The following is a 23,375-nucleotide window of genomic DNA, read 5'->3' as shown; positions in this document are numbered from 1 at the left end:
TCAATCGAGAAAGGGGGATCGACGAGACATGACCAGCTCGACAGCATCCGGGGAAAGGGACAGCCCCGCCACCGCCCTGGGCCCCACGGCCCTGGTCCTCGGCATCTTCTCGGCCGTGGGCACCTGGGCGTTCCTGTTCCCGTGGACGGTACTGGCCGGAGCGCTCTCGGTGACCTTCGGGGCGATGGGCCTCCACTACGCCCGCGGGGGAACCGGCCGGCTGTGGCCAGCGGCGGCCGGTACGGTCCTGGGTGCGACCGGCCTCATCGGCACGGTCACGCTGCTCTGGGGCCTGGCCTAGAGCTTGCCGCACCCCCTGAGCGGGAGTCTCACGCCTCGGCGATGACCACGGCCGAGGCGATGCCCGCGTCGTGACTCAGCGACACGTGCCAGGTCCGCACGCCGAGTTCGGCGGCCCGCGCGGCCACCGTCCCGGTCACCCGCAGCCGGGGCTGCCCGCTGTCCTCGACACATACCTCGACGTCGGTCCAGAGCAGCCCGGCCGGAGCACCGAGCGCCTTGGCCAGTGCCTCCTTGGCCGCGAACCGCGCGGCGAGCGAGGCGACCCCCCGCCGCTCCCCGCTGGGCAGCAGCAACTCCCGCTCCACGAACAGCCGCCCGGCCAGCGCGGGCGTACGCTCCAGTGAAGCCGCGAACCGTTCGATCTCGGCAACGTCGATGCCGACCCCGATGATGCTCATGGGCAGCACCCTACGGTGACGGGCCACGTCCGGCGGGAACGGCTCCCGCTGCACCGCCCGAGCGACCCTGCGATCTTCAACTCCCTTTCCCTTCTGTAGAGTTCGCGCCGACCGCGATGAGCAAACGGCATCGCACGCAACGGGAGGACATCATGAAGTTCAAGTCGCTGGGGACCGCGGCCACGGCCGTAGCCCTCTTCGCCACGGCTCTCACCGGCGCCGTCGCCACCGCCGGCACCGCCGCGGCGGCCACGAAGCCGGACTGCAGCAGTGCGCTGACCAACGTGAAGCCCAAGGAGACCGTCAACCTCCGCAGCTCGCCCAAGACGAGCTCCACGGCACTCGGCACCTGGGGCAAGGGCAAGGCGGGCGCTGTCTGCTTCGACGACCGCAAGCCCACCAAGGGCGGCAGCTACACGGCCTGCGGCAAGACGAGCAACAAGTGGTACTTCGGCGGCCCCAACAGCACCAGCAAGGAAGGCTGGGTCCCGGCGACCTGCCTGCCCATCTGAGCCGGGCACCCGACGGCCCGACCGGCTGGCCGAGGGGGCGAACGGAGCACAGCCGTTCGCCCCCTTCTTCACGCGTCCGGGAGACGCGGCCCGCTCACTCCCCCACCCTCACTCCACCGTCACCGACTTGGCCAGGTTCCGCGGCTGGTCCACGTCGTTCCCGCGGGCCGTCGCCAGCTCACACGCGAACACCTGAAGCGGCACCGTCGCGACGAGCGGCTGCAGCAGGGTCGGCGTCGCGGGAATCCGGACCAGATGGTCCGCGTACGGCACGACCGCCTCGTCGCCCTCCTCCGCGATCACGATCGTCCGGGCGCCCCGCGCCCGGATCTCCTGGATGTTGGACACGATCTTGTCGTGCAGCACCGAGCGTCCACGCGGCGACGGCACCACCACGACCACCGGCAGGTCCTCCTCGATCAGGGCGATCGGCCCGTGCTTCAGCTCCCCGGCGGCGAACCCCTCCGCGTGCATGTAGGCGAGTTCCTTGAGCTTCAGCGCGCCTTCGAGCGCCACCGGATACCCCACGTGCCGCCCGAGGAACAGCACCGTCCTCTTCGAGGCCAGGGTGCGTGCCAGCTCCCGCACCGGCTCCATCGTGCCCAGCACCCGCTCCACCGCCCCGGCGATCGAGGACAGGTCGCGGATCACCGCCCGGATCTCGTCGGCCCACTTGGTGCCCCGCACCTGGCCCAGGTACAGGGCGACCAGATAGCACGCCACGAGCTGCGTGAGGAACGCCTTGGTCGAGGCGACGGCCACCTCCGGCCCGGCGTGCGTGTACAGCACCGCGTCCGACTCGCGAGGGATCGTCGAGCCGTTGGTGTTGCAGATCGCCAGCACCTTGGAGCCCTGCTCGCGGGCGTGCCGCAGCGCCATCAGCGTGTCCATGGTCTCGCCGGACTGCGAGATGGCGATGACGAGCGTCTGCGCGTCCAGGATCGGGTCCCGGTAGCGGAACTCGCTCGCCAGCTCCACCTCGCAGGGGAGCCGCGTCCAGTGCTCGATGGCGTACTTGGCGATCATCCCGGCGTGGAAGGCCGTACCGCACGCGACGATGACGACCTTGTCGATCTCCCGCAACACTCCCGGAGGGATCCGCACCTCGTCCAGGGTCAGCGAACCGGAACCGTCGATCCGGCCCAGGAGCGTGTCGGCGACCGCCTTGGGCTGCTCGGCGATCTCCTTGAGCATGAAGTAGTCGTAGCCGCCCTTCTCGGCGGCCGACGCGTCCCAGTCGACGTGGTACGAGCGGACGTCGGCCGGTCGGCCGTCGAAGCCGGTCACCGTCACGCCGTCCCGGCGCAGCTCCACCACCTGGTCCTGGCCGAGCTCGATGGCCGAACGCGTGTGGGCGATGAACGCGGCGACGTCCGAGGCGAGGAAGGCCTCGCCCTCACCGACGCCGACCACCAGCGGTGAGTTCCGCCGCGCGCCCACCACCACGTCCGGCTCGTCGGCGTGCACCGCGACCAGGGTGAACGCCCCCTCCAGCCGCCGGCACACCAGCCGCATCGCCTCGGCGAGATCCGCGCAGGAGGAGAACTCCTCGGCGAGCAGATGCGCGACGACCTCGGTGTCCGTCTCGGAGGTCAGATCGTGGCCGCGCTCCGCCAACTCGGCCCGCAGCAGGGCGAAGTTCTCGATGATGCCGTTGTGCACCACCGCGACCCGTCCCGCGTTGTCGATGTGCGGGTGGGCGTTGGCGTCCGTCGGCCCGCCGTGCGTGGCCCAACGGGTGTGCCCGATGCCCGTGGCGCCGGTCGGCAGCGGCCTGCCGTCCAGCTCCTTCTCCAGGTTGAGGAGCTTGCCGGCCTTCTTCGCCGCCGCCAGCCCGCCGTCGGCCAGGACGGCGACGCCCGCCGAGTCATACCCCCGGTACTCCAGCCGCTTCAGCCCGGCCATCACCACATCGAGCGCCGGCTGCGGCCCCACGTATCCCACGATTCCACACATGGGCGGCAGCTTAGGGTCGATTCGAGTGCCGAACCGCCCGTTCTGTGCCCGAAATCGGAAATTCCCGCCGGGGTGTGAGGCCCGTATGAAGCCCGTATGAAACGCTGATCAGACCTTCGCCCGGTAAGCCCGCATAGCCAGCGGATAGAACACCAGCGCTATACCCGCCGCCCACACCAACGACCACAACACCGGCTCCGCCACCGCCCCGCCCAGCAACAGCCCCCGGAACGCGTCCGACAGGTGTGTCACCGGATTGACGTCGCTCCACGCCTGGAGCCAACCGGGCATCGTGTCGACGACGACGAACGCGCTGCTGGTGAAGGTGATCGGGAAGATCAGCGTGAAAGCGAACGCCTGCACCTTCTCGGCGTCGCCGGCCAGCATCCCGATCAGCACCGCGCTCCAGGACACGGCCGCGGCGAACACCACCACCAGCAGGGTCCCGAGCAGGAAGCCGCCGAATCCGCCGGTGATCCGGAACCCGAGCGCCAGGCCGAGGCCGATCATCAGCAGCAGCGCCCACAGGTGCTTCGCGAGGTCCGCGGTGATCCGGCCGATGAGCGGGGCGGAGCGGGCGATGGGCAGGCTGCGCAGCCGGTCGAAGACGCCCTTGGTGAGATCGGTGTTGAGTGCCATAGCCGTGTACATCGTCATGAACAGGGTGTTCTGCACGATGATCCCGGGCAGCGCGTACTTCAGGTAGGCGTCGGGCGACCCGGCCATCTGCCCGCCCAGGACGTACGTGAACAGGAACACGAACATGATCGGCGTGATGCTGTAGTCGACCAGTTCGAGCGGGTTGTGCTTGACGGCGACCAGGCTCCGCCAGGCCATCGTGAAGGTCTGCCGCAGCCCGGAGAGGGCGGGCACCCTACCGGATCCCGTGACCGGCGCGGTGAGGCCGGTGGCGGTCATGACGGGCTCACCGCCTTCTCCAGCTCCTCGTCCTCCCGGACGGCCGCACCGCCGTCCTCCTCGGCCTGGCCCGGCTCGGCGCGGTGGCCGGTCAGGGAGAGGAAGACCTCGTCGAGCGAGGAGCGGCGCAGGGCCAGCTCCCCGACCGCGATGCCCTCCCGGTCCAGCGCGCGCACGACGGCCGGCATGAGCTCGGGGTCCTTCACCGGGGCGGTGACCGTCTCGCCCTCGATCCGGGCCTCGGACCCGGCGGCCCCGGTCACCAGCGCGTGCGCCCGCGCGAGGTCCTGCCGGGCGATCGGCCTGAGCTCCAGCACCTGGCCACCGACCTGCGCCTTCAACTGGTCCGGCGTGCCCTCGGCGATCACACGACCCTTGTCGATCACCACGATGTCGTCGGCGAGGACGTCGGCCTCGTTCAGATACTGCGTGGTCAGCAGGGCGGTCGCACCGTCCGCGACCAGGCCGCGCAGCAGGTCCCACAGCTCACCACGGCTGTGCGGATCGAGGCCGGTGGTCGGCTCGTCGAGGAAGAGGATGCTGGGCCGCCCCACCAGACTGGCCGCGAGGTCCAGGCGTCTGCGCATGCCGCCCGAGAAGGTTTTCGCGGCTCGTCCCGCCGCGTGGGTCAGCTGGAACCGTTCCAGCAGTTCACCGGCCCGCGCCTTCGCCTCCCGCCTCGGCAGGCCCAGCAGCCGGCCGATGAGCAGCAGGTTCTCCGTCCCGGTCAGGTTCTCGTCGACCGCCGCGTACTGCCCGGTCAGCCCGACGAGGGAGCGTACGACCCCGGCCTCCCGGACCACGTCGTGGCCTGCCACCCGGGCCCTGCCCCGGTCCGGGCGCAGCAGGGTCGCGAAGATCCGCACCGCGGTCGTCTTCCCCGCACCGTTGGGGCCCAGCAGCCCGAGCACCGTGCCCTTGCGGGCCGCCAGGTCGACGCCGGCCAGCGCCTCGGTCTCCTTGAACCGCTTGACCAGGCCTTCCGCCTCTATCGCGTACGTCATGGGTACCCCCAGGCATTCGTGGACCCCGGACCGGGCCCACTTCTCCCACAACTGTGACGCACGCCACTGACATTCCTCCCGCACCGGCATTTCTCGGGAGGAAGCGGGGCGATCGACTCGCGTGACGGATCCCACCTCACGGTGCGTTCGAACGCCCGTAACAATGGACTGTGATCTCTCCGGTCTCCTCGATATCCCGGAGCGCCCACCGGCAGCGGCCGGAGGCGACTCCCTACCTCGACCTCACCCGAGCCGAGTGGAGCGCGCTGCGTGACAAGACGCCGCTGCCTCTGACGGCCGAGGAGGTCGAGAAGCTGCGCGGTCTCGGCGACGTGATCGACCTCGACGAGGTGCGGGACATCTACCTCCCCCTGTCCCGCCTCCTCAACCTCTACGTCGGTGCCACCGACGGCCTCAGAGGCGCGCTGAACACGTTCCTGGGCGAGAAGGGCTCCCAGTCGGGCACCCCGTTCGTCATAGGCGTGGCCGGCTCGGTCGCCGTCGGCAAGTCGACGGTCGCCCGCCTCCTCCAGGCCCTGCTCTCGCGCTGGCCCGAGCACCCGCGCGTCGAGCTGGTCACCACCGACGGCTTCCTCCTGCCCACCCAGGAGCTCCAGGCCCGCGGCCTGATGTCCCGCAAGGGCTTCCCCGAGTCGTACGACCGTCGCGCCCTGACCCGCTTCGTCGCCGACATCAAGGCCGGCAAGGACGAGGTCACGGCCCCCGTCTACTCCCACCTCATCTACGACATCGTCCCCGACCAGAGGCTCACGGTCCGCCGCCCCGACATCCTGATCGTCGAGGGCCTGAACGTCCTCCAGCCGGCCCTGCCCGGCAAGGACGGCCGCACCCGCGTCGGCCTCGCCGACTACTTCGACTTCAGCGTGTACGTCGACGCCCGCGTCGAGGACATCGAGACCTGGTACCTCAACCGTTTCCGCAAGCTGCGCGCGACCGCCTTCCAGAACCCGTCCTCGTACTTCCGCAAGTACACACAGGTCTCGGAGGAGGAGGCCCTCGACTACGCCCGGACGATGTGGCGCACGATCAACCGGCCCAACCTGGTCGAGAACATCGCGCCCACCCGCGGCCGGGCCACCCTCGTCGTGCGCAAGGGCCCGGACCACATGGTGCAGCGGCTCAGCCTGCGCAAGCTGTGACGGCAGGGGACCGCCGAGCTTCAGGGGCGCGGGGAACTGCGCGGCAAGCCACCCACCACCCGCAGACCGCGAACAACCACGGTCCCCGCCCCCGGCCCGTTCATCAGCCCAGCGCGGACTTCACGGCGTCGGCAAGCCGCCCCGCGACGGACCGGGCCTGCTCGATATCGGCCGCCTCGACCATCACCCGCACCAACGGCTCGGTCCCGGAGGGCCGCAGCAGCACCCGCCCCGTCGCCCCCAGTTCCCGCTCCGCGTCAGCGACGGCCGTCGCGAGCTCCGCGGACGTCCCCACCCGCGTCCTGTCGACGTCCGGCACATTGATCAGCACCTGCGGCAGCCGCTCCATGACGGCGGCGAGCTCGCGCAGCGTACGCCCGCTCTGAGCCACCCGAGCCGCCAGCATCAGCCCGGTCAGCGTCCCGTCGCCGGTCGTCGCGTGGTCGAGGACGATCACGTGCCCGGACTGCTCGCCCCCGAGGGCGAACCCGTGCTCCTTCATCTCCTCCAGCACATACCGGTCGCCGACGGCGGTCTGCACCAGCCTGATGCCCTCGCGCTCCATGGCGAGCTTGAACCCGAGGTTGGACATCACCGTGGCCACGACCGTCTCGGACCGCAGCACGGAGCGCTCCCGCATCGCCAGCGCGAGGACGGCGAGGATCTGGTCCCCGTCCACCTCCGCGCCGGTGTGGTCGACGGCGAGACACCGGTCGGCGTCACCGTCGTGCGCGATGCCGAGGTCGGCCCCGTGCTCGACGACGGCGGCCTTGATCTTGTCCAGGTGCGTCGAACCGCACCCGTCGTTGATGTTGAGCCCGTCCGGCTCGGCCCCGATCGTGACGGTCTCGGCACCGGCCCGCTGGAACACCTCGGGCGAGACGCGGGCTGCGGCGCCGTGTGCCTCGTCGAGGACGACCTTCAGCCCGTCGAGCCGGTTCGGCAGGACGCTCAGCAGATGCGTGGCGTACCGCTCGAAGCCCTCCTCGTACACGCGCACACGGCCCACCCCGGCTCCGGTCGGCCGGTCCCACGGGGCGCCGGTGCGGTGCTCCTCGTATGTGGACTCGATCCGGTCCTCCAGCTCGTCGGCGAGCTTGTGCCCACCACGGGCGAAGAACTTGACGCCGTTGTCCGGCATGGCGTTGTGGCTCGCGGAGAGCATCACACCGAGGTCGGCCCCCAGCTCCCCGGTCAGGTACGCCACGGCGGGCGTCGGCAGCACGCCGACCAGCAGGACGTCCACTCCGGCGCTGGCGAGACCCGCGACCACGGCGGCTTCCAGGAACTCCCCGGACGCACGGGGGTCACGCCCGACCACGGCGGTCGGCCGGTGTCCCTCGAACGTGCCCGCCTCGGCCAGTACGTGTGCCGCGGCCACGGAGAGGCCCAGGGCCATCTCCGCCGTCAGATCCGCGTTGGCGACACCGCGCACGCCGTCCGTGCCGAAGAGTCGTCCCACAGTGGTGTCCTCCGAATTGCTGAAGGGAATGCGGCGCACATCCCCGATCCCACCCCCTGAGACTGTCCGGGGGCCGTAGGGGTTGTGTAAACGAACCGCCCCGGCAGCACAATCCGTGCCGCCGGGGCGATCGTTGCGAAGCCAGTCGCCAGGACGGGCGACGCGATTAGCGCTTGCTGTACTGCGGAGCCTTGCGAGCCTTCTTCAGACCGGCCTTCTTGCGCTCGACCGCACGGTCGTCGCGCTTGAGGAAGCCGGCCTTCTTCAGCGCGCCGCGGTTGTTGTCGACGTCCGCCTCGTTCAGCGCACGGGCGACACCGAGACGGAGCGCACCGGCCTGGCCGGAGACACCGCCACCGGAGATGCGGGCGACGACGTCGTAGCGGCCCTCGAGCTCGAGAACCTTGAACGGCTCGTTGACTTCCTGCTGGTGCACCTTGTTGGGGAAGTAGTCCTCAAGGGTGCGACCGTTGATCTTCCACTTGCCGGTGCCCGGGACGATCCGGACGCGGGCGATGGCGTTCTTGCGACGGCCCAGGCCGGCGGCCGGCTGGGGCTCGCCGAAGCGGGAGGCCATGGACTCCGAGGTGTACTCACCCTCGACGGGGACCTCGGACTCGGTGGTGTAGCTGTCGATGTCAAGCTCTTCGAGCGGCTGCTCGGCAGTGGTCTCGGCCACGATGCTCCTCAGATTCTCTTCAGTCTTGGGGGTGGCCGGAGTTACTGCGCGACCTGGGTGATCTCGAACGGCTGCGGCTGCTGCGCGCCGTGCGGGTGCTGGTCACCCTTGTAGACCTTCAGCTTCGAGAGCATCTGACGGCCCAGCGTGTTCTTGGGGAGCATGCCCTTGATGGCCTTCTCGACGGCCTTCTCGGGGTTCTTGTCCAGCAGCTCGTCGTAACGGACGGAGCGCAGACCACCCGGGTAGCCGGAGTGGCGGTACGCCATCTTCTGGGTCCGCTTGTTGCCGGACAGGTGCACCTTGTCGGCGTTGATGATGATGACGAAGTCACCAGCGTCGACGTGCGGCGCGTAGATCGGCTTGTGCTTGCCCCGGAGGAGCGTCGCGGCAGTGGTGGCGAGACGACCCAGGACAACGTCCTGGGCGTCGATGACGTGCCACTGGCGCGTCACATCGCCGGGCTTGGGGCTGTACGTACGCACGGTTCGTAGCCTTCGCTTCGAGTGAATGGTCCATAACTGGTCACCGAAACGATCACGACAGCCTGGACCGCACTGCGGCGACGCATACCGCGTACGTGGGGTCGCTGGTCATCGGCCCGGTGGACCGGTGTAAGGGCCCGTCCCGTGAGAATGAGCAAGCCAATACACAACGAACAAGCAGAATACCGGGGTACAGCACAAGGGTCAAAACGCGGTATCACTCAAGCCGCTCGGTCACGGAAACGTACAGGGCGGCACAGAGCGTCATGACCCTCCGCAGCGTCCGCCGGCGCAGCGGGCGCGCGTAAGGAAACACCGCCGAGACGGCGACGTCCACGGCGAAGGCCGCACACCAGCGCACCGCGGATCCACCGGCACGCGGACGACGGCCCGCCCGCAGCACCCCCACCACGACCGACGGCCACACCCCGGCCGCGAGGACCGGCCACGCCAGCAGGCACCCCGTCAGCACCACCGCCGGCAGCACTCGCCCCAACCACCCGGAGATGTCGCCTTTGCCCGTGCGCATGGGAGGAACGCTAGGGGCTGCGGTGCCCGTCCGGGCGGACCAGCACACCCCTTGTCCCGTCTAAGATGCGGCCCATGAGCTTTGGGCAGCAGGGGGGACCCCAGTCCCAGTGGGATCCCTGGAAACCGCAGTCGCAGCAGCCCTGGAACAGCGGGGGCGGCCAGTCGCCCGACTGGGCAGCGCTCGCTGAAGCCTCCGAGGCCCGCAACAAGCGACGCCGGCTGCTGCTGATCGGCGGCGGCGCGTTCGCCACCGTCGCGATCGGCACCGCCGTCGCGGTGGCCGTCGTCTCGGCGGGCGGCGACAACCAGGGGAACCCGACCGCCCTGCCGTCGGCCGACATCCCGAGCCAGACCGCCTCGGCCCCGTCCTTCGCCCCGACCAGCGCCCCTCCCCCGCTGGACCCGAAGGACTTCATCGCCAGCGCGAAGAAGGACAAGGCCCCGCTCAGCCCGGACACCCTCTTCCCGGGCACCCAGCTGACCGAGGCCGGGACGGTGTACAAGAAGGGCCCCACCGCCGACACCCGCACCTGCGCCTCGGCGGCCGGCGGCACGCTCCCCAAGATCCTCACGGCGAACGACTGCACCCGCCTGATACGCGCCACCTACGTCAAGGACGGCATCGCCGTGACGGTCGGCGTGGCCGTCTTCGACACCGAGGCGCAGGCCGTGAAGGCCAAGGGCCAGAGCACCAAGAAGAGTTTCGTGAAGTCGCTCTCCGGCGGCGGCGTGAAGCCCTTCTGCGAAGCCGGGTTCTGCCGCACGACCACCAACTCCTACGGCCGCTACGCCTACTTCACGAACGCCGGGTTCACCAACGGCAAGAACGTGACGCCCAAGGACATCCCGGTCTACAAGACCGGCGACGACCTGGCCCAGTTCACGTTCGACCAGATCCGCCGCCGCGGCGAGGTCCAGGCCTCGGCCGCGGCCGACGAATAGCCGGACGTCAGCAGCAGCCCGCCGACGGCAGCGACCGCTTGTTCCGCGCCTCCTTGTTGCGCGCGGCGAGCAGTCCGTCGGCCGGGTAGCCGACCTCCTCCAGCGTCAGCCCGTGCGGCCGTACGACGTGCACGGCCGAGTCCCGTACGCCGGCCGCCAGCACCTTCCCCGGCCAGTCGGCCGGCCGGTGCCCGTCCCCGACGAACAGCAGCGCCCCGATGAGCGAGCGCACCATGTTGTGGCAGAAGGCGTCGGCCCGCACGGTGGCGGTGATGATCCCGTCGTCCCCCCGCACCAGGCTCAGCTCCTGGAGCGTGCGGATCGTGGTCGCGCCCTCCCGCTTCTTGCAGTAGGCGGCGAAGTCGTGCTCGCCCAGCAGCCCCCGGGCCGCCTCGCTCATGGCGTTCACGTCGAGGGGCCAGTCGTGCCACAGCACATGGCCGCGCAGCAGCGGGTCGACGCCCCCGGGGTTGTCGGTGACCCGGTACGCGTACCGCCTCCAGACGGCCGAGAAACGGGCGTTGAAGCCGCTGGGCGCCTCCCTGAGGGCCCAGACCCGGACGTCCCTCGGCAGCCGTCCCGCGAGCCGCTTCAGCAGCTTCTGGTGGTGCTCGGCCCACACCTCACGCGGCAGGTCCACATGGGCGACCTGTCCCCGCGCGTGCACGCCGGCATCGGTACGCCCCGCGACGGTCAGCTCGTACGTCTCCCGCGACCGCGTCACGGTCCGCAGGGCGTCCTCGATCTCCCCCTGGACGGTACGCCGCCCCCCGGCCTGCTTGGCCCACCCGGAGAACTCGCTCCCGTCGTAGGACAGATCGAGCCGGACCCGGACGTGGCCGGCCTCTACTTCGTCACTCACCCCAGGATCCTCTCACCAACGCAAAGGCGGGCCCGCCCCCTGAAAAGGGAACGGACCCGCCCTGCAGACGCTTACGCGTCCTTCGACTCCTCGGCGTCCTCGGCCTTGGTCGTGTCGACCTGAGCCTCGGCGGCCTCGGTGTCCTTGGCGGCGCGCTTGGTCGCGGCCTCGGCCTCGCCCGTCGCCTCCTGCGCCACCGTCAGCGCCTCGACCAGCTCGATGACAGCCATGGGCGCGTTGTCGCCACGGCGGTTACCGATCTTGGTGATGCGGGTGTAGCCACCCGGACGGTTCTCGTAGCGCGGGCCGATCTCGGTGAAGAGCGTGTGCACGATGCTCTTGTCCGTGATGACCTGGAGCACCTGACGGCGGTTGTGAAGGTCGCCCCTCTTCGCCTTGGTGACCAGACGCTCGGCGTACGGCCGCAGCTTGCGCGCCTTCGCCTCGGTGGTGGTGATACGACCGTGCTCGAAGAGCGACTTCGCGAGGTTCGCGAGCAACATCTTCTCGTGCGCGGCGCTGCCGCCCATACGGGCACCCTTGGTGGGCTTCGGCATGGTGCTTCTCCTAGGTGTCTGCCCCGGCCGTATCAGGTACCGAGGTCAGTATCCGAGCGGGCGGTCGCCCGTCGGAGATCCGGACAAGGCCCCGAAGGGCCTGTCCGGAAGGGGCGCGGGGAACTGCGCGATCAAGCACAGCGCTCCCGCACCCGAGAACGGACCGGATGGCCCGGGCTCTCAGTACTGCTCGGTCTCCACGAAGCCCGCGTCCGCGTCGTCGTCGGCGCCGAAGGCGTCGGCCGCGGCGGTCGGGTCGAACCCGGGAGGCGAGTCCTTCAGCGCAAGCCCCATACCCGCGAGCTTGGCCTTGACCTCGTCGATGGACTTCGCACCGAAGTTGCGGATGTCGAGCAGGTCCGCCTCGGAACGGGCGACGAGCTCACCCACGGAGTGGATGCCCTCGCGCTTGAGGCAGTTGTACGACCGAACGGTGAGCTCCAGCTCCTCGATCGGCAGCGCCAGATCGGCGGCCAGGGCGGCGTCCGTCGGGGACGGGCCCATGTCGATGCCCTCGGCGTCGATGTTGAGCTCGCGGGCCAGACCGAACAGCTCGACCAGGGTCTTGCCGGCCGACGCCATGGCGTCACGCGGACGCATGGCCTGCTTGGTCTCGACGTCGACGATCAGCTTGTCGAAGTCGGTCCGCTGCTCGACACGCGTGGCCTCGACCTTGTACGTGACCTTGAGCACCGGCGAGTAGATGGAGTCGACCGGGATCCGGCCGATCTCCTGGCCGACCTGCTTGTTCTGCACGGCGGAGACATAGCCGCGGCCACGCTCGACCGTGAGCTCCATCTCCAGCTTGCCCTTGCCGTTGAGCGTGGCGAGGACGAGGTCGGGGTTGTGCACCTCGACACCGGCCGGGGGCGCGATGTCGGCGGCGGTGACCAGACCCGGGCCCTGCTTGCGCAGGTACATCACGACCGGCTCGTCGTGCTCCGAGGAGACGACCAGCTGCTTGATGTTGAGGATCAGGTCGGTGACGTCCTCCTTGACGCCCGGCACGGTGGTGAACTCGTGCAGCACGCCGTCGATGCGGATGGACGTGACCGCCGCACCCGGGATCGAGGAGAGGAGGGTCCGGCGCAGGGAGTTGCCGAGGGTGTAGCCGAAGCCCGGCTCCAGCGGCTCGATCACGAACCGGGAGCGGAATTCGTCGACGACCTCTTCGGTCAACGAGGGACGCTGAGCGATCAGCATGTGGTGAGTCCTTCAGTCAGGGGCACCCACTATTTGATGCCCTTGCCACCGGGCGGCAGCCCGATCTGTGTTGCAGTTACAAGGGTACGGGCGATATGGCCCCGAAGAGCCATACCGCCCGAAAACCCTCAGACCGACAAGCGGCCGTGCACCCGCCCCGAGAGGTCAGACGCGGCGGCGCTTCGGCGGACGGCAGCCGTTGTGCGGGGTCGGCGTGACGTCCTGGATCGAACCGACCTCGAGGCCGGTGGCCTGGAGGGAGCGGATCGCGGTCTCACGGCCGGAGCCGGGACCCTTGACGAACACGTCCACCTTGCGCATGCCGTGCTCCTGCGCGCGGCGGGCAGCCGACTCGGCGGCCATCTGCGCGGCGAACGGCGTGGACTTCCGGGAGCCCTTGAAGCCGACGTGGCCGGCGGAGGCCCAGGAGATCACGTTGCCGGACGGGTCCGTGATCGAGACGATCGTGTTGTTGAACGTGCTCTTGATGTGCGCGTGGCCGTGAGCGACGTTCTTCTTTTCCTTGCGGCGCACCTTCTTGGCAGCGCCCTGACGACCCTTGGGGGGCATCTATAACTCCTACGGGAGGTGGTCGGTCCTACAGCGAAGACCGTGGACAGGCGTCCGCTGTGGACTACTTCTTGCCCGGCTTCTTCTTGCCGGCGATGGCGCGACGCGGGCCCTTGCGGGTACGAGCGTTGGTGCTGGTGCGCTGACCGCGGACGGGCAGACCACGACGGTGACGGAGACCCTGGTAGGTACCGATCTCGACCTTGCGGCGGATGTCGGCCTGGACCTCGCGGCGGAGGTCACCCTCGGTCTTGATGTTGTTGTCGACGTACTCGCGGATCGCGACCAGCTGCTCCTCGGAGAGGTCCCGAACACGCGTGTTCGGGTCCACGCCGGTGGCGGCCAGCGTCTGCTGGGAGAGGGTCCGGCCGATGCCGAACACGTAGGTGAGGGCGATCTCCACGCGCTTTTCGCGCGGGATGTCAACACCGGAAACGCGTGCCATTCAATGGCTCCAGTTACTTGTCGGAGGTCTTCCACAGAACCGACTCCCAGTCGCCGTACCAGGTACGAACTGGGTCCCCAGCCTCCGAACCGGGGGTGTCAGGCGGACGCTCGTTCGCCTGGGTCCTGCGTATGAACATATTCAGCTTGCGTCGCGCGAATCTCTGCGATGGATGCAGAGGGATCGGTCGTGCGTCAGCCCTGGCGCTGCTTGTGGCGCGGGTTGTCGCAGATGACCATGACCCGGCCGTGACGGCGGATCACCCTGCACTTGTCGCAGATCTTCTTGACGCTCGGCTTGACCTTCATGGGTGAGGTTCTCCGGGTCAGTGCCACCACCCCGGAAGCCGGGGCGCGGGCAAGATCTACTTGTAGCGGTAGACGATCCGGCCACGCGTCAGGTCGTACGGAGACAGCTCCACCACGACCCGGTCGTCAGGGAGGATGCGGATGTAGTGCATGCGCATCTTGCCGCTGATGTGTGCCAGGACCTGGTGGCCGTTCTGGAGCTCGACCTTGAACATGGCGTTCGGAAGAGACTCGACGACAGTGCCCTCGATCTCGATGGCACCTTGCTTCTTGGCCACGCTTCGCCCTTCGAATCGACTACCTTGATCGACTCTGTGCGAGCGCATGCAGGCATGCGGGTACACAAGAGCCGACGAGTCAGTCTACGACAGGGCTCCCGGAAACACGAATCGAGAGAGTCTGCCCCACCGGGCAGCGCTTTAAGCGCCCTCGAAGGGGCGCTGGGCTGTGTCGACATGCGGCTCCGCGGCGTGGGCGCGACAAGCCACCACGAGCCGGCAGCCGCCCGCCGGCAGGGCGACCCGACCCGGAAGGCGCACTCAGCCCAGCGGATCCGGCGCGGCCACGATCCCCAGCTCGGCGAGCTTCGTCTTCCCCCCGTCGGGAGCCGTCAGCACCAGCGGACCCTCCTCCGTCAGGGCGACGGAGTGCTCCCAGTGCGACGACCAGGTGCCGTCCGTCGTGATGACGGTCCAGTCGTCCTGGAGGACCTCCGTCTTCGGCGTCCCCAGGGACACCATCGGCTCGATCGCGAGGCAGAAGCCGGGCACCAGCTTGGGGCCCTTGCCGCGCCGCCGTTCGACGTAGTTCAGCAGGTGCGGGTCCATGTGCATCTCGGTGCCGATGCCGTGGCCGCCGTAGTCCTCGATGATCCCGTACTTGCCGCCGCCCGGCTTGGGCTGGCGGCGGATGTACGTCTCGATGGCCCGGGAGACGTCGACCAGGCGGTTGCCCTGCTTCATGGCGGCGATGCCGGCCCACATCGACTCCTCGGTCACCCGGGAGAGCTCGACCAGCTCCGGAGCGTGACCGGAGCCCACGAAGGCCGTGTACGCCGCATCGCCGTGCCAGCCGTCGATGATCGCGCCGCAGTCGATGGAGATGACGTCCCCGTCCTTGAGGACGACGTCGTCGGACGGGATGCCGTGGACGACGACCTCGTTCACCGACGTGCAGATCGTCGCCGGGAAACCGCCGTAGCCGAGGAAGTTCGGCTTGGCGTCGTGCTCGGCGAGCACCTTGCGGGCGACCTGGTCCAGATCCTTCGTCGTGGCCCCGGGCACGGCGGCCTCACGGGTCGCCGCGTGAATGGCGGCGACGACCAGCCCTGCCTCACGCATCTTGGCGATCTGCTCGGGGCTTTTGATCTGCACCATGGGAGCTACGGCCTTTCTGGACCTTCGGCGGAAACGAACGCCTTCAACGATACGGGGCCGCGTGACCGGCCCCGCCCACACAGCAGCCGCGGCTCCCCGAGGGGAAAACCGCGGCCGTAGCTGCGTACGGACGACTACTTGTCGCCCTCGCCACGCTTCAGCGCCTCCATGGCGCGGGTCGTGACGTCCTCCACCTTGCCGAGCGCCGAGATCGTGACCACCAGGCCCTGGGCCTTGTAGTAGTCGATGATCGGCTCGGTCTGGGTGTGGTAGACCTCCAGGCGCGTCCGGACCGTCTCCTCGGAGTCGTCGTTGCGCTGGTACAGCTCGCCGCCGCAGACGTCGCAGACGCCGTCCTTGGCCGGCTGCTTGTACGTCACGTGGAAGACGTGCGAGGAGTCGCTACGGCAGATGCGGCGGCCGGCGATGCGCTTGACCACCTCGTCCTCGGGGACCTCCAGGTCCAGCACCGCGTCGAGCTGCATGCTCTCGGCCTCGAGCAGCTCGTCGAGCGCCTCGGCCTGCGAGACGTTGCGGGGGAAGCCGTCGAGCAGGAAGCCGTTCTCGGCGTCCGGCTGCTCCATGCGGTCCTTCGCCATCGCGATGGTGACCTCGTCGGGCACGAGATTGCCCGCGTCCATGTAGGACTTCGCCAGTTTGCCGAGTTCCGTCTGCCGGCTGATGTTGGCCCGGAACAGGTCGCCCGTGGAGATGTGCGGGATCGACAGGTTCTGTGCCAGGAACGCGGCCTGCGTTCCCTTACCGGCGCCCGGCGGCCCGACGAGGACGATACGCATCAGCGGAGGAACCCTTCGTAATTGCGCTGCTGAAGCTGGCTCTCGATCTGCTTCACGGTCTCGAGTCCGACACCCACGATGATCAGGATGCTGGTCCCGCCGAACGGGAAGTTCTGGTTTGCCCCGAAACCTGCCAACGCCATCGTCGGCACGAGAGCGATCAGCCCCAAGTACAGCGAACCCGGCCAGGTGATCCGGTTGAGTACGTAGCTCAGGTACTCAGCGGTCGGTCGGCCAGCCCGGATGCCCGGGATGAAGCCACCATACTTCTTCATGTTGTCCGCGACTTCCTCGGGGTTGAACGAGATGGCCACGTAGAAGAAGGCGAAGAAGATGATCAGGAAGAAGTAGAGAACCATGTGCATCGGGGAGTCCGGTAGCGCGAGATTCTTCTCGATCCAGATCTTCCAGCCGGAGTTGCCACCGGCGAACTGGGCGACCAACGCCGGGATGTAGAGCAGCGACGAGGCAAAGATCACAGGGATGATGCCGGCCTGGTTGACCTTCAGCGGAATGTACGTCGACGTACCGCCGTAGGACCGGCGGCCGATCATGCGCTTCGCGTACTGGACCGGAATGCGGCGCTGAGCCTGCTCGACGAAGACCACCAGGGCGATCACGACGAGGCCGACGACAATGACCGTGCCGAACTCGATCCAGCCGCCGGCCAGCGAGCCCTCCGCCTTGATGGCCCACAGCGCGGACGGGAAGGTGGCGGCGATCGAGATGAACATCAGGATCGACATGCCGTTGCCGATACCGCGGTCGGTGATGAGCTCGCCGAGCCACATCACGGCGGCCGTACCGGCGGTCATGGTGATGACCATGGTGATGGTGACGAAGATCGACTGGTCGGGGACGATCTGGCTGGCCACCGGGCAGTTCTGGAACAGCGCGCCGCTGCGGGCGGTGGCGACGAGGCCGGTGCCCTGAAGGATGGCGAGGGCGATCGTCAGGTAACGGGTGTACTGCGTGATCTTCGCCGTACCGGCCTGGCCCTCCTTCTTCAGGGCTTCCAGACGCGGGATCACCACGGTCAGCAGCTGCAGAATGATGCTCGCCGTGATGTACGGCATGATGCCCAGCGCGAAGATCGTGATCTGCAGCAACGCGCCGCCACTGAACATGTTGACCAGGCCGAAGAGACCTTGGTTGGCCTGGGCGTTGTCGATACAGGTCTGGACGTTCCGGTAGTCGACGCCTGGGATGGGTACGTGCGTACCGACCCGGTAGACCACGATGATCCCGAGCGTGAAGAGCAGCTTCTTGCGCAGGTCGGGCGTCTTGAACGCCCGGGCGAACGCGGTGAGCACGGTGCCTCCTGCGACCCCCGCGCTACTGCGTCAAGGGTGACGGTCTTGAGGTTCGACGAATAGGTAACGGTCAACTGCCGCTGAGAGTGCCCGAAGTGAAGCACCCAGTGAAAAGTGGGCAGTGCAGGCCACCTTACCGGCGAGCTGCCGCCCTAGGAACGACCAACCGGGGATACCCCATATGTGGGGTATCCCCGGTCGGGATCGCTCAGGTCATCGAGACGCCTGTGGGGTTCAGACGAGCTCGGTGACGGAACCGCCGGCGGCGGTGATCTTCTCCTTGGCGGAGCCGGAGACGGCGTCGACCGTCACCTGCAGCGCCACGGAGATCTCGCCCTGGCCGAGGACCTTGACGAGGCTGTTCTTGCGAACGGCCCCCTTGGCCACCAGACCCTCGACGGTGACCTCGCCACCCTCGGGGTAGAGCGCGGCCAGCTTGTCGAGGTTCACGACCTGGAACTCGGTCTTGAACGGGTTCTTGAAGCCCTTCAGCTTCGGGAGACGCATGTGGAGGGGCATCTGGCCACCCTCGAAGCGCTCCGGAACCTGGTAACGGGCCTTCGTGCCCTTGGTACCACGACCGGCCGTCTTACCCTTCGACGCCTCACCACGACCCACACGGGTCTTGGCGGTCTTGGCGCCCGGGGCGGGACGGAGGTTGTGGATCTTGAGCGGGTTCTGCTCCGCCATGATCAGTCGACCTCCTCGACCGTCACGAGGTGGCGGACGGTGTGCACCATTCCGCGGAACTCGGGGCGGTCCTCCTTGACGACCTGCGTGTTGATGCCCTTGAGACCAAGGGAACGCAGGGTGTCACGGTGGTTCTGCTTGCTGCCGATGTAGGACTTGACCTGCGTAATCTTGAGCTGCGCCATGATTACGCACCCGCCCCGGCACGTGCACGCAGCAGAGCCGCGGGGGCGACGTCCTCGAGCGGCAGACCACGGCGGGCCGCGATCTCCTCGGGACGCTGCAGACCCTTCAGGGCTGCCACGGTCGCGTGCACGATGTTGATCGCGTTGTCGGAGCCGAGCGACTTCGACAGCACGTCGTGGATACCGGCGCACTCGAGCACGGCGCGCACCGGACCACCGGCGATAACACCGGTACCGGGCGACGCGGGCTTGAGCAGCACGACGCCGGCAGCCTTCTCACCCTGGATGGGGTGCGGGATGGTGCCCTGGATGCGGGGGACCTTGAAGAAGTGCTTCTTGGCCTCCTCAACACCCTTGGCGATGGCGGCCGGCACCTCCTTGGCCTTGCCGTATCCGACACCCACGGTGCCGTCACCGTCGCCCACCACGACCAGCGCGGTGAAGCTGAAGCGACGACCACCCTTCACAACCTTGGCGACGCGGTTGATCGCGACTACGCGCTCAACGTACGCGGTCTTCTCGGCGGCGGCGTTGCCACCGTCGCGACCCTTCCGGTCCCGCCGCTCGCCGCCACCGGCACCGCCACCGCGGCGCTGGGGTCCAGCCATTGGAATTACCTCTCTCTGTTTCCGCTAGCTACGGAACCGACTCAGAACTTGAGTCCGGCCTCGCGGGCGGCGTCCGCCAGGGCGGCGATGCGCCCCGCGTACTGGTTACCACCACGGTCGAACACGACGGCCTCGACACCGGCGGCCTTGGCGCGCTCGGCGACCAGGGCGCCGACCTGCTTGGCCTGCGCGGACTTGTCGCCCTCGCCACCGCGGATCGTGGTGTCCAGGGTGGACGCCGACGCAAGGGTGTGACCCTTGATGTCGTCGATCACCTGGGCCACGATGTGGCGGTTCGAGCGGGTAACGACCAGACGCGGACGCTCCGCCGTACCGTTGATGTGCTTACGGATCCGGATGTGGCGGCGCTTGATCGCGGCGCGCTTGTAGGCGTCGCCCTTAAGGATCTTCTGTCCGTATGCCATGGCTTACTTACCCGCCTTTCCGACCTTGCGGCGGATGACTTCGCCCTCGTACTTGACGCCCTTGGCCTTGTACGGGTCGGGCTTGCGCAGCTTGCGGATGTTGGCCGCAACCTCGCCGACCTTCTGCTTGTCGATGCCCTCGACCGAGAAACGGGTCGGGGACTCCACCTTGAAGGTGATGCCCGTGGGGGCCTCGACCAGGATCGGGTGGCTGTAGCCGAGGGAGAACTCCAGGTTGGAGCCCTTGGCCACGACACGGTAACCGACACCGCTGATTTCGAGCTTCTTGACGTATCCCTGGGTCACACCGGTGATCATGTTCGCCACCAGCGTGCGGGACAGGCCGTGCAGGGCCTTGCTCTGCCGCTCGTCGTTCGGCCGCAGCACCTGAAGGGTGCCGTCCTCGGCCTTCGCGATGTCGATCGGCGCGATGACGGTGTGGGTCAGTTCGCCCTTGGGGCCCTTGACCGCGACCGTACGGCCGTCGATGGTGACGTCCACGCCGGCGGGAACCGGGATGGGGAGCTTGCCGATACGCGACATTGCTGTCTCTCCTCCGTTCCCGAATTACCAGACGTAGGCGAGGACTTCCCCACCCACGCCCTTCTTCTGCGCCTGCTTGTCGGTCAGGAGCCCGTGCGACGTGGAGATGATGGCCACGCCCAGGCCGCCCAGAACCTTCGGCAGGTTGGTGGACTTCGCGTACACCCGGAGACCGGGCTTGGAGATGCGCTTGATGCCCGCGATGGAGCGCTCACGGTTGGGGCCGAACTTCAGCTCCAGGACGAGGTTCTTGCCGACCTCGGCGTCCTCGACCTTCCAGCCCGTGATGAAGCCCTCCTGCTGGAGGATCTCCGCGATGTGCGACTTGATCTTCGATGCCGGCATCGTCACGGAGTCGTGGTATGCCGAGTTCGCGTTCCGCAGACGGGTCAGCATGTCTGCGATCGGATCAGTCATGGTCATGAATTGGCCTTCGGCCTCTCTCGCCGGGGTTTCCTGGTGCGCCATCCCTCTCCCCGATCCGAGACGGGACGGGTGCGGCGCGGTGGACCTACGGCGTAGTAAGCATTCAATGAGCGGACAGGTGTCCGCGATCGTAAGGGCGGCGGCAGACGCCCAACCCCGCAAGCCTACGGCATGCGAGCTGGACGCCTTGCCACCCCTACTTGCTTACCGAGAGCCCTGCAATCCCTGATGAGGGGGATTACCAGGAGCTCTTGGTCACGCCCGGCAGCTCGCCACGGTGAGCCATCTCACGAAGGCACACGCGGCACAGGCCGAACTTGCGGTACACGGAGTGCGGGCGGCCACAGCGCTGGCAGCGGGTGTAGCCACGCACACCGAACTTGGGCTTGCGAGCAGCCTTAGCGATCAGAGCCTTCTTCGCCATCTCGCTCACGCCTCCTTGAAGGGGAAGCCGAGGTGACGAAGGAGCGCGCGGCCCTCAGCGTCGTTGGTCGCCGTGGTCACCACGGTGATGTCCATACCCCGGGTGCGGTCGATCTTGTCCTGGTCGATCTCGTGGAACATGACCTGCTCCGTGAGACCGAAGGTGTAGTTGCCACGGCCGTCGAACTGCTTGGGGGACAGGCCACGGAAGTCGCGGATGCGCGGCAGCGCGAGCGACAGGGTGCGGTCCAGGAACTCCCACATGCGGTCGCCACGGAGTGTGACGTGGGCACCGATCGGCTGGCCCTCACGCAGCTTGAACTGCGCGATGGACTTGCGAGCCTTGGTGACGGCCGGCTTCTGACCGGTGATCGTGGTGAGGTCGCGGATGGCGCCCTCGATCAGCTTGGAGTCGCGGGCGGCGTCGCCCACACCCATGTTGACCACGATCTTGACGAGACCGGGGATCTGCATGACGTTCTCGTACTTGAACTCGTCACGCAGCTTGCCCGTGATCTCCTCACGGTACTTCTGCTTCAGACGCGGGCTGGTGGTGGTCGTCATCAGATGTCCTCACCCGTCCGCTTGGCAACGCGGATCTTGTTGCCTTCGTCGTCGAAGCGGTAACCGACGCGGGTCACGACCTTGTTGCCGTCCTTCTCCACGACCAGCTGGACGTTGGAGACGTGGATCGGCGCCTCGGTGGTGACGATGCCGCCGGCCTGCGAACCGCGAGCCGTCGGACCGGCCTTGGTGTGCTTCTTGACCCGGTTGACACCCTCGACCAGGACGCGGTCCTCACGGGGGAAGGCCGCGATGACCTTGCCCTGCTTGCCCTTGTCCTTACCGGTGATGACCTGAACCAGGTCGCCCTTCTTGATCTTCATGCTCACAGCACCTCCGGCGCGAGGGAGATGATCTTCATGAACTTCTTCTCGCGCAGCTCCCGGCCGACCGGGCCGAAGATACGGGTGCCACGAGGGTCGCCGTCGTTCTTGAGAATGACGGCGGCGTTCTCGTCGAAGCGGATGTACGAGCCGTCCGGACGGCGGCGCTCCTTGACGGTGCGAACGATGACCGCCTTGATGACGTCACCCTTCTTCACGTTGCCACCGGGGATCGCGTCCTTGACGGTGGCGACGATGACGTCACCGATACCCGCGTAGCGGCGACCGGAGCCGCCGAGCACACGGATGCAAAGGATTTCCTTCGCACCAGTGTTGTCGGCGACACGCAGTCGCGACTCCTGCTGGATCACGTCTATCTCCTGATTGTCTGCCGGTTCCCGGGGCGGGATGCGTCACTTGCACACCCGCCCCGAGCCTGGCGGAACGATGCCTGGGGGGTCCCCCCAGGCGGGATTACTTGGCCTTCTCGAGGATCTCGACGACGCGCCAGCGCTTGGTCGCGGACAGCGGCCGGGTCTCCATGAGGAGGACACGGTCGCCGACACCCGCGGCGTTCTGCTCGTCGTGGGCCTTGAGCTTGTTCGTACGGCGGATGACCTTGCCGTACAGCGCGTGCTTGACGCGGTCCTCGACGGCGACGACGACGGTCTTGTCCATCTTGTCGCTGACGACCAGACCCTCACGGGTCTTGCGGAAACCGCGGTCCGTCTTGGTCTCTTCAGTCACGTTGCTCTCGCTCATCAGGCGCTCTCCACCGTCTCGATGCCCAGCTCGCGCTCACGCATCAGGGTGTAGATCCGCGCGATGTCCTTACGGACGGCCTTGAGCCGACCGTGGTTCTCGAGCTGGCCCGTCGCCGCCTGGAAGCGGAGGTTGAACAGCTCTTCCTTGGCCTCGCGGAGCTTGTTGAGCAGCTCCTCGTTGCCCAGCTCGCGCAGCTCGGACGCCTTGGTACCGGCCGACATCACGCTTCACCTGCCTCGCGCTTGACGATCTTGCACTTCATCGGCAGCTTGTGGGCCGCACGGGTCAGGGCCTCGCGCGCGATCTTCTCGTTGGGGTACGACAGCTCGAACATCACGCGTCCGGGCTTGACGTTGGCGATCCACCACTCAGGAGAACCCTTACCGGAACCCATGCGGGTCTCGGCGGGCTTCTTGGTGAGGGGGCGGTCCGGGTAGATGTTGATCCAGACCTTGCCGCCACGCTTGATGTGGCGGGTCATGGCGATACGAGCGGCCTCGATCTGACGGTTCGTCACATACGCCGGGGTCAGCGCCTGGATGCCGTACTCGCCGAACGCGACCTCAGTGCCACCCTTGGCCATGCCGCTGCGCTTGGGGTGGTGCTGCTTGCGGTGCTTGACCCTACGGGGGATCAGCATTT

35 protein-coding genes are annotated in these 23,375 nt (G+C 67.9%); 4 read left to right on the top strand and 31 right to left on the bottom strand.

Going from position 1 to position 23,375, the window contains the following annotated elements; genetic code table 11:
- Positions 1-28: 28 nt before the first annotated feature.
- The gene (locus ACFY9S_RS09545; RefSeq protein ID WP_391124890.1) at positions 29-301 is read left to right on the top strand and encodes a hypothetical protein; all 273 of its coding nucleotides are present in this window, start codon (positions 29-31) and stop codon (positions 299-301) included.
- A 28-nt stretch (positions 302-329) separates the two neighbouring features.
- Here the strand turns inward: ACFY9S_RS09545 and ACFY9S_RS09540 are convergent, their stop codons facing one another.
- Positions 330-701, bottom strand: coding sequence for a holo-ACP synthase (locus tag ACFY9S_RS09540; protein ID WP_102912033.1), 372 nt, complete (start codon positions 699-701; stop codon positions 330-332).
- Between the two features lie 152 nt (positions 702-853).
- Between ACFY9S_RS09540 and ACFY9S_RS09535 the strand changes: the two genes are divergently transcribed.
- Positions 854-1,213, top strand: a complete 360-nt coding sequence (locus tag ACFY9S_RS09535) for a hypothetical protein (protein WP_391124886.1) — start codon at positions 854-856, stop codon at positions 1,211-1,213.
- 108 nt (positions 1,214-1,321) lie between these two features.
- Here the strand turns inward: ACFY9S_RS09535 and glmS are convergent, their stop codons facing one another.
- The 3 genes from glmS to ACFY9S_RS09520 all read right to left on the bottom strand — a co-directional run bounded on the left by glmS (position 1,322) and on the right by ACFY9S_RS09520 (position 5,091).
- Complete coding sequence (glmS, locus tag ACFY9S_RS09530) at positions 1,322-3,169, bottom strand: glutamine--fructose-6-phosphate transaminase (isomerizing) (protein WP_391124883.1); 1,848 nt, start codon at positions 3,167-3,169, stop codon at positions 1,322-1,324.
- Positions 3,170-3,277: 108 nt separating this feature from the next.
- Positions 3,278-4,087, bottom strand: coding sequence for an ABC transporter permease (locus tag ACFY9S_RS09525; protein ID WP_391124880.1), 810 nt, complete (start codon positions 4,085-4,087; stop codon positions 3,278-3,280).
- Positions 4,084-5,091, bottom strand: a complete 1,008-nt coding sequence (locus ACFY9S_RS09520) for an ATP-binding cassette domain-containing protein (protein WP_391124877.1) — start codon at positions 5,089-5,091, stop codon at positions 4,084-4,086. The genes ACFY9S_RS09525 and ACFY9S_RS09520 overlap by 4 nt, the downstream gene beginning before the upstream one ends.
- Before the next feature lie 170 nt (positions 5,092-5,261).
- On the opposite strand from ACFY9S_RS09520, the gene coaA reads away from it, so the two are divergent.
- Positions 5,262-6,251 (top strand): type I pantothenate kinase, encoded by a 990-nt coding sequence (gene coaA, locus ACFY9S_RS09515; RefSeq protein ID WP_102912028.1) that lies wholly within the window; start codon positions 5,262-5,264, stop codon positions 6,249-6,251.
- A gap of 103 nt (positions 6,252-6,354) precedes the next feature.
- Here coaA and glmM read toward each other — a convergent pair whose 3' ends face one another.
- The 4 genes from glmM to ACFY9S_RS09495 form a co-directional block, all read right to left on the bottom strand.
- Positions 6,355-7,713, bottom strand: coding sequence for a phosphoglucosamine mutase (gene glmM, locus ACFY9S_RS09510; protein ID WP_391124873.1), 1,359 nt, complete (start codon positions 7,711-7,713; stop codon positions 6,355-6,357).
- A gap of 166 nt (positions 7,714-7,879) precedes the next feature.
- Positions 7,880-8,392 (bottom strand): 30S ribosomal protein S9, encoded by a 513-nt coding sequence (gene rpsI / locus ACFY9S_RS09505; RefSeq protein ID WP_391124870.1) that lies wholly within the window; start codon positions 8,390-8,392, stop codon positions 7,880-7,882.
- Between the two features lie 41 nt (positions 8,393-8,433).
- The gene (gene rplM, locus ACFY9S_RS09500) at positions 8,434-8,877 is read right to left on the bottom strand and encodes a 50S ribosomal protein L13 (protein ID WP_102912031.1); all 444 of its coding nucleotides are present in this window, start codon (positions 8,875-8,877) and stop codon (positions 8,434-8,436) included.
- 217 nt (positions 8,878-9,094) lie between these two features.
- Positions 9,095-9,406 carry a hypothetical protein gene (locus ACFY9S_RS09495; RefSeq protein ID WP_391124867.1) on the bottom strand — a complete coding sequence of 104 codons (312 nt, stop codon included), beginning with the start codon at positions 9,404-9,406 and terminating at the stop codon, positions 9,095-9,097.
- 74 nt (positions 9,407-9,480) lie between these two features.
- Between ACFY9S_RS09495 and ACFY9S_RS09490 the strand changes: the two genes are divergently transcribed.
- On the top strand, positions 9,481-10,350 hold the full coding sequence (locus ACFY9S_RS09490) for a hypothetical protein (protein ID WP_391124864.1): 870 nt from the start codon (positions 9,481-9,483) through the stop codon (positions 10,348-10,350).
- Positions 10,351-10,357: 7 nt separating this feature from the next.
- Here the strand turns inward: ACFY9S_RS09490 and truA are convergent, their stop codons facing one another.
- From truA to rplP, 23 genes are all read right to left on the bottom strand, one after another.
- Positions 10,358-11,212, bottom strand: coding sequence for a tRNA pseudouridine(38-40) synthase TruA (truA, locus tag ACFY9S_RS09485; RefSeq protein ID WP_391124861.1), 855 nt, complete (start codon positions 11,210-11,212; stop codon positions 10,358-10,360).
- A gap of 71 nt (positions 11,213-11,283) precedes the next feature.
- A complete protein-coding gene (gene rplQ, locus ACFY9S_RS09480) occupies positions 11,284-11,769 on the bottom strand; it encodes a 50S ribosomal protein L17 (protein ID WP_391124858.1) in 486 nt (161 codons plus the stop codon).
- A gap of 180 nt (positions 11,770-11,949) precedes the next feature.
- Positions 11,950-12,972, bottom strand: a complete 1,023-nt coding sequence (locus ACFY9S_RS09475; protein WP_003966937.1) for a DNA-directed RNA polymerase subunit alpha — start codon at positions 12,970-12,972, stop codon at positions 11,950-11,952.
- 165 nt (positions 12,973-13,137) lie between these two features.
- Complete coding sequence (gene rpsK, locus ACFY9S_RS09470) at positions 13,138-13,542, bottom strand: 30S ribosomal protein S11 (RefSeq protein WP_003956432.1); 405 nt, start codon at positions 13,540-13,542, stop codon at positions 13,138-13,140.
- A 64-nt stretch (positions 13,543-13,606) separates the two neighbouring features.
- A complete protein-coding gene (gene rpsM / locus ACFY9S_RS09465) occupies positions 13,607-13,987 on the bottom strand; it encodes a 30S ribosomal protein S13 (protein ID WP_003974244.1) in 381 nt (126 codons plus the stop codon).
- Between the two features lie 194 nt (positions 13,988-14,181).
- Positions 14,182-14,295: a 50S ribosomal protein L36 gene (rpmJ, locus tag ACFY9S_RS09460; protein WP_003974245.1), complete on the bottom strand. Its 114-nt coding sequence runs from the start codon at positions 14,293-14,295 to the stop codon at positions 14,182-14,184.
- 56 nt (positions 14,296-14,351) lie between these two features.
- Positions 14,352-14,573, bottom strand: coding sequence for a translation initiation factor IF-1 (gene infA / locus ACFY9S_RS09455; RefSeq protein ID WP_003948620.1), 222 nt, complete (start codon positions 14,571-14,573; stop codon positions 14,352-14,354).
- A gap of 261 nt (positions 14,574-14,834) precedes the next feature.
- Positions 14,835-15,671: a type I methionyl aminopeptidase gene (map, locus tag ACFY9S_RS09450; protein WP_391124855.1), complete on the bottom strand. Its 837-nt coding sequence runs from the start codon at positions 15,669-15,671 to the stop codon at positions 14,835-14,837.
- A gap of 134 nt (positions 15,672-15,805) precedes the next feature.
- Positions 15,806-16,468: an adenylate kinase gene (locus tag ACFY9S_RS09445; RefSeq protein ID WP_391124852.1), complete on the bottom strand. Its 663-nt coding sequence runs from the start codon at positions 16,466-16,468 to the stop codon at positions 15,806-15,808.
- Complete coding sequence (gene secY, locus ACFY9S_RS09440) at positions 16,468-17,781, bottom strand: preprotein translocase subunit SecY (protein WP_391124849.1); 1,314 nt, start codon at positions 17,779-17,781, stop codon at positions 16,468-16,470. The genes ACFY9S_RS09445 and secY overlap by 1 nt, the downstream gene beginning before the upstream one ends.
- Before the next feature lie 234 nt (positions 17,782-18,015).
- A complete protein-coding gene (gene rplO / locus ACFY9S_RS09435) occupies positions 18,016-18,471 on the bottom strand; it encodes a 50S ribosomal protein L15 (RefSeq protein ID WP_030839644.1) in 456 nt (151 codons plus the stop codon).
- A 2-nt stretch (positions 18,472-18,473) separates the two neighbouring features.
- Positions 18,474-18,656: a 50S ribosomal protein L30 gene (gene rpmD / locus ACFY9S_RS09430; protein ID WP_003974250.1), complete on the bottom strand. Its 183-nt coding sequence runs from the start codon at positions 18,654-18,656 to the stop codon at positions 18,474-18,476.
- Between the two features lie 2 nt (positions 18,657-18,658).
- On the bottom strand, positions 18,659-19,264 hold the full coding sequence (gene rpsE, locus ACFY9S_RS09425) for a 30S ribosomal protein S5 (protein ID WP_102909544.1): 606 nt from the start codon (positions 19,262-19,264) through the stop codon (positions 18,659-18,661).
- A 41-nt stretch (positions 19,265-19,305) separates the two neighbouring features.
- Entirely contained in the window at positions 19,306-19,689 is a 384-nt protein-coding gene (rplR, locus tag ACFY9S_RS09420; protein WP_055622533.1) for a 50S ribosomal protein L18, read from the bottom strand.
- Positions 19,690-19,692: 3 nt separating this feature from the next.
- Positions 19,693-20,232 (bottom strand): 50S ribosomal protein L6, encoded by a 540-nt coding sequence (gene rplF, locus ACFY9S_RS09415; protein WP_102909543.1) that lies wholly within the window; start codon positions 20,230-20,232, stop codon positions 19,693-19,695.
- A gap of 24 nt (positions 20,233-20,256) precedes the next feature.
- On the bottom strand, positions 20,257-20,655 hold the full coding sequence (gene rpsH / locus ACFY9S_RS09410; protein ID WP_030839654.1) for a 30S ribosomal protein S8: 399 nt from the start codon (positions 20,653-20,655) through the stop codon (positions 20,257-20,259).
- Positions 20,656-20,896: 241 nt separating this feature from the next.
- On the bottom strand, positions 20,897-21,082 hold the full coding sequence (locus tag ACFY9S_RS09405) for a type Z 30S ribosomal protein S14 (protein ID WP_003948630.1): 186 nt from the start codon (positions 21,080-21,082) through the stop codon (positions 20,897-20,899).
- A gap of 5 nt (positions 21,083-21,087) precedes the next feature.
- Entirely contained in the window at positions 21,088-21,645 is a 558-nt protein-coding gene (gene rplE, locus ACFY9S_RS09400) for a 50S ribosomal protein L5 (protein WP_030839657.1), read from the bottom strand.
- Positions 21,645-21,968, bottom strand: coding sequence for a 50S ribosomal protein L24 (gene rplX, locus ACFY9S_RS09395; protein ID WP_003992365.1), 324 nt, complete (start codon positions 21,966-21,968; stop codon positions 21,645-21,647). The genes rplE and rplX overlap by 1 nt, the downstream gene beginning before the upstream one ends.
- A gap of 2 nt (positions 21,969-21,970) precedes the next feature.
- Complete coding sequence (rplN, locus tag ACFY9S_RS09390) at positions 21,971-22,339, bottom strand: 50S ribosomal protein L14 (RefSeq protein ID WP_003992364.1); 369 nt, start codon at positions 22,337-22,339, stop codon at positions 21,971-21,973.
- 103 nt (positions 22,340-22,442) lie between these two features.
- Positions 22,443-22,730 carry a 30S ribosomal protein S17 gene (rpsQ, locus tag ACFY9S_RS09385; RefSeq protein ID WP_010036717.1) on the bottom strand — a complete coding sequence of 96 codons (288 nt, stop codon included), beginning with the start codon at positions 22,728-22,730 and terminating at the stop codon, positions 22,443-22,445.
- Positions 22,730-22,954, bottom strand: coding sequence for a 50S ribosomal protein L29 (rpmC, locus tag ACFY9S_RS09380; protein WP_010036720.1), 225 nt, complete (start codon positions 22,952-22,954; stop codon positions 22,730-22,732). The genes rpsQ and rpmC overlap by 1 nt, the downstream gene beginning before the upstream one ends.
- Positions 22,954-23,373, bottom strand: coding sequence for a 50S ribosomal protein L16 (gene rplP / locus ACFY9S_RS09375; protein ID WP_030839663.1), 420 nt, complete (start codon positions 23,371-23,373; stop codon positions 22,954-22,956). Before rplP ends, rpmC begins: the two co-directional genes overlap by 1 nt.
- Positions 23,374-23,375: the final 2 nt, after the last annotated feature.

Origin of the sequence: Streptomyces sp. NPDC012474 (assembly GCF_042955185.1) — a bacterium.
In the GTDB taxonomy this organism is placed as follows: Bacteria; Actinomycetota; Actinomycetes; order Streptomycetales; family Streptomycetaceae; genus Streptomyces; species Streptomyces cahuitamycinicus.
The sequence above is the reverse complement of the archived record's forward strand: the minus strand, read 5'-3'. Positions and strand labels throughout refer to the sequence as shown.

What these genes read in the sequence shown, in the direction of transcription:
- ACFY9S_RS09525 (WP_391124880.1), bottom strand. Translation starts at nt 4,087, where the DNA reads ATGACCGCCACCGGCCTCACCGCGCCGGTCACGGGATCCGGTAGGGTG.
- glmS (WP_391124883.1), bottom strand. Translation starts at nt 3,169, where the DNA reads ATGTGTGGAATCGTGGGATACGTGGGGCCGCAGCCGGCGCTCGATGTG.
- rpsE (WP_102909544.1), bottom strand. Translation starts at nt 19,264, where the DNA reads ATGGCTGGACCCCAGCGCCGCGGTGGCGGTGCCGGTGGCGGCGAGCGG.
- rpsQ (WP_010036717.1), bottom strand. Translation starts at nt 22,730, where the DNA reads ATGAGCGAGAGCAACGTGACTGAAGAGACCAAGACGGACCGCGGTTTC.
- ACFY9S_RS09520 (WP_391124877.1), bottom strand. Translation starts at nt 5,091, where the DNA reads ATGACGTACGCGATAGAGGCGGAAGGCCTGGTCAAGCGGTTCAAGGAG.
- rpsK (WP_003956432.1), bottom strand. Translation starts at nt 13,542, where the DNA reads ATGCCCCCCAAGGGTCGTCAGGGCGCTGCCAAGAAGGTGCGCCGCAAG.
- rpsH (WP_030839654.1), bottom strand. Translation starts at nt 20,655, where the DNA reads ATGACCATGACTGATCCGATCGCAGACATGCTGACCCGTCTGCGGAAC.
- ACFY9S_RS09540 (WP_102912033.1), bottom strand. Translation starts at nt 701, where the DNA reads ATGAGCATCATCGGGGTCGGCATCGACGTTGCCGAGATCGAACGGTTC.
- rplF (WP_102909543.1), bottom strand. Translation starts at nt 20,232, where the DNA reads ATGTCGCGTATCGGCAAGCTCCCCATCCCGGTTCCCGCCGGCGTGGAC.
- rpmC (WP_010036720.1), bottom strand. Translation starts at nt 22,954, where the DNA reads ATGTCGGCCGGTACCAAGGCGTCCGAGCTGCGCGAGCTGGGCAACGAG.
- rplO (WP_030839644.1), bottom strand. Translation starts at nt 18,471, where the DNA reads ATGGCGGAGCAGAACCCGCTCAAGATCCACAACCTCCGTCCCGCCCCG.
- ACFY9S_RS09490 (WP_391124864.1), top strand. Translation starts at nt 9,481, where the DNA reads ATGAGCTTTGGGCAGCAGGGGGGACCCCAGTCCCAGTGGGATCCCTGG.
- ACFY9S_RS09445 (WP_391124852.1), bottom strand. Translation starts at nt 16,468, where the DNA reads ATGCGTATCGTCCTCGTCGGGCCGCCGGGCGCCGGTAAGGGAACGCAG.
- rplR (WP_055622533.1), bottom strand. Translation starts at nt 19,689, where the DNA reads ATGGCATACGGACAGAAGATCCTTAAGGGCGACGCCTACAAGCGCGCC.
- rplQ (WP_391124858.1), bottom strand. Translation starts at nt 11,769, where the DNA reads ATGCCGAAGCCCACCAAGGGTGCCCGTATGGGCGGCAGCGCCGCGCAC.
- rplP (WP_030839663.1), bottom strand. Translation starts at nt 23,373, where the DNA reads ATGCTGATCCCCCGTAGGGTCAAGCACCGCAAGCAGCACCACCCCAAG.
- ACFY9S_RS09475 (WP_003966937.1), bottom strand. Translation starts at nt 12,972, where the DNA reads ATGCTGATCGCTCAGCGTCCCTCGTTGACCGAAGAGGTCGTCGACGAA.
- rplX (WP_003992365.1), bottom strand. Translation starts at nt 21,968, where the DNA reads ATGAAGATCAAGAAGGGCGACCTGGTTCAGGTCATCACCGGTAAGGAC.
- ACFY9S_RS09545 (WP_391124890.1), top strand. Translation starts at nt 29, where the DNA reads ATGACCAGCTCGACAGCATCCGGGGAAAGGGACAGCCCCGCCACCGCC.
- rplE (WP_030839657.1), bottom strand. Translation starts at nt 21,645, where the DNA reads ATGACGACCACCACCAGCCCGCGTCTGAAGCAGAAGTACCGTGAGGAG.
- ACFY9S_RS09535 (WP_391124886.1), top strand. Translation starts at nt 854, where the DNA reads ATGAAGTTCAAGTCGCTGGGGACCGCGGCCACGGCCGTAGCCCTCTTC.
- rpsM (WP_003974244.1), bottom strand. Translation starts at nt 13,987, where the DNA reads ATGGCACGCGTTTCCGGTGTTGACATCCCGCGCGAAAAGCGCGTGGAG.
- rpmJ (WP_003974245.1), bottom strand. Translation starts at nt 14,295, where the DNA reads ATGAAGGTCAAGCCGAGCGTCAAGAAGATCTGCGACAAGTGCAGGGTG.
- ACFY9S_RS09405 (WP_003948630.1), bottom strand. Translation starts at nt 21,082, where the DNA reads ATGGCGAAGAAGGCTCTGATCGCTAAGGCTGCTCGCAAGCCCAAGTTC.
- map (WP_391124855.1), bottom strand. Translation starts at nt 15,671, where the DNA reads ATGGTGCAGATCAAAAGCCCCGAGCAGATCGCCAAGATGCGTGAGGCA.
- rpmD (WP_003974250.1), bottom strand. Translation starts at nt 18,656, where the DNA reads ATGGCGCAGCTCAAGATTACGCAGGTCAAGTCCTACATCGGCAGCAAG.
- ACFY9S_RS09495 (WP_391124867.1), bottom strand. Translation starts at nt 9,406, where the DNA reads ATGCGCACGGGCAAAGGCGACATCTCCGGGTGGTTGGGGCGAGTGCTG.